A 1967-nucleotide genomic window follows, 5' to 3' on the forward strand; every position below is an offset into this window, starting at 1 on the left:
GCTCCTTGAGGCGCATTGACAGTGGTCACCTTGCGGGTGCGCTGGCCCTGGGCGTTGTAGTAGTAGCTGGCCAGCAAGCTGCCTTTGCTGGCGGTGGCAAGTTGTCCGGCCTGGTTGTAGGTATAGGTACGGCCAGTGCCATCGGCGGTAATGTGACCAGCAGGGTCAAGGGTCACGGTTGCACCGAGCCGGGTAGCCATGCGGTTGGCGCTGGGGCTGTAGGTGTAGCTGCCTTTGCCATCACTCATGCGGTTGCCGTCAGCATCATATTTAAAGGTCTGAGTATTTCCCCCCTGAATGGTCTCTGTCTCCAGACGGTTCAAGGCATCATAGCTGTAGGTGGTAGTACCCTGCGAGTTGCTGCGCTGGGTGATGTTGCCGTTGTTGTCCAGTTGCAGGCTGGCGGTTTCAGCCTGGGCACTAAGATGACAGAGTAACAGCAGGCCTGCCAGCAGAGGCGTGGTGAGGAGCCGGGTGAGCGATAACATGTGGGGTTCCCTTTGGCTTGGCTTATTGCGGAGTGACTGTGGCAGTCACCCCGGTCATCAGGGTGCCGTTGATGTCGTAGGCTTTGACAATAGGCTGTGAGAGGCCGGTGATGCCGCCGGCGATGTAGATTTTCTCCTGAACCATTAACCCTAGAGTGTTCCCTTTTGTCGGGGTTACCATGATCCTCAGATTAGAGCCGTTTTCAGTCCAGATGATGTTTTTGATATCACCACGCGGATTGACGACCCAGGGTTTGCCGATGCCTGCCGTATAGGTAGCATCCAGTTGAATGGAATGCGGCACGATCTCGTTGCCATTGGCGTCAAGGTTGCTATTGCTAAACGTGACGGCATAGCGACTTGTTGTCTCCAGCGATTTCAAGAAATTGGGCCAAACATTCGACAGACTCATGGTAAATTGCGCCGCACCACGATAAACATTGAATTTGTTCTCGCTCCCCACACCCGGTAATACCTCCACAGAAATAGGGTAAATTTGCCCACCTGCGCTGTCCGTCACATTGATAACGGCTTTTCCGGGGACCAGTGTTGCAGGCAAGTTCAGAATAAGCGTGGACTGCCACCATTCTCTGTCGCCACTGGTTACATACTGATTTATATTACTTGCAATAGTTGAATCGCTGTTTCCAAGATCCTGTTGTGTCCGTTCACCTACCACAAGGCCAGAGGATGGATCCGGATAAAGCTTTACTACACTTTTAACCGCAGTATTACCTGGCAGATATGTTGTGACGTTGGAACCCGCATCGGTGATTTTTACTGTCAGGTTTTCTCGTTTGAGGTTGAGCCAGCCCACAGGCAAGGCGACGGTATCTCCTGCCCTTGCTGCTGTGCCAAAGCTTTGCATTCCAACACACCCGCCCATAGCCCCCATCAGTGGCAATAACAGCAGCAGTAAAGTTGTCCGTGCGTTCATGTGTTCTCTCCCGTTATATTTGTGCTTGTACGTGCTTTGCTTGCTTAGCGTATTGGTGCGGTCTGTCAGAAGCTTTCCAGCCCCAATGCCTTTCTTCTGATGCGCGACACATCCGCTGCATCGATGATGCCGTCCGGAGCCGCATTAGGGGCTACATCCCCATGCATGAGCTGGTCGGCTGTCGGCTGTAGCAGACCCAGCGCCATACGCTCAGCCAGGGCAACGTCAGCTACATTGACGATACCGTCTCCATTCAGGTCACCATCTACCCGGTTGACACTGAAGACCGCCGGGTGGCCGCTGAGGTCATAGCTGGCACTTTGTTTGACGCCGTTGCCCAGGGTCTGGGCAGTGACCTGCCCGGCACCGTCGTAGACGATGTTTTTGGCGAGGGTGGTGGTGACCGTACCGTTCTGGCTGGTGACGCTGTCAATATGGCCGGCAGGATTGCGGCCCAGGGTGAGGACTTCGCCGGTAGGCGGGGTTATGCTCGCCAGACGGTTGGCACCATCGTAGCTGTACTGAGTAACATAGCTGATGCC

The 1967-nt window shown here is 54.6% G+C and carries 3 protein-coding genes; 1 reads left to right on the plus strand and 2 read right to left on the minus strand.

Annotated features, from left to right (window positions below):
- Window positions 1–437: hypothetical protein (locus EDC63_RS19170; RefSeq protein ID WP_262982422.1), on the plus strand; the 437-nt coding region annotated here is incomplete at its 5' end.
- Between the two features lie 73 nt (window positions 438–510).
- Here EDC63_RS19170 and EDC63_RS18405 read toward each other — a convergent pair.
- Together EDC63_RS18405 and EDC63_RS18410 are read right to left on the minus strand one after the other, a co-directional pair.
- Window positions 511–1425 carry a hypothetical protein gene (locus EDC63_RS18405; RefSeq protein ID WP_124946849.1) on the minus strand — a complete coding sequence of 305 codons (915 nt, stop codon included), beginning with the start codon at window positions 1423–1425 and terminating at the stop codon, window positions 511–513.
- Window positions 1426–1490: 65 nt separating this feature from the next.
- Window positions 1491–1967 (minus strand): dockerin type I repeat-containing protein (locus EDC63_RS18410; RefSeq protein WP_223272306.1); only part of this gene is annotated, 477 nt, incomplete at its 5' end.

Origin of the sequence: Sulfurirhabdus autotrophica, assembly GCF_004346685.1 — a bacterium.
GTDB lineage: Bacteria > Pseudomonadota > Gammaproteobacteria > Burkholderiales > SMCO01 > Sulfurirhabdus > Sulfurirhabdus autotrophica.

What these genes read in the sequence shown, in the direction of transcription:
- EDC63_RS18405 (WP_124946849.1), bottom strand. Translation starts at nt 1,425, where the DNA reads ATGAACGCACGGACAACTTTACTGCTGCTGTTATTGCCACTGATGGGG.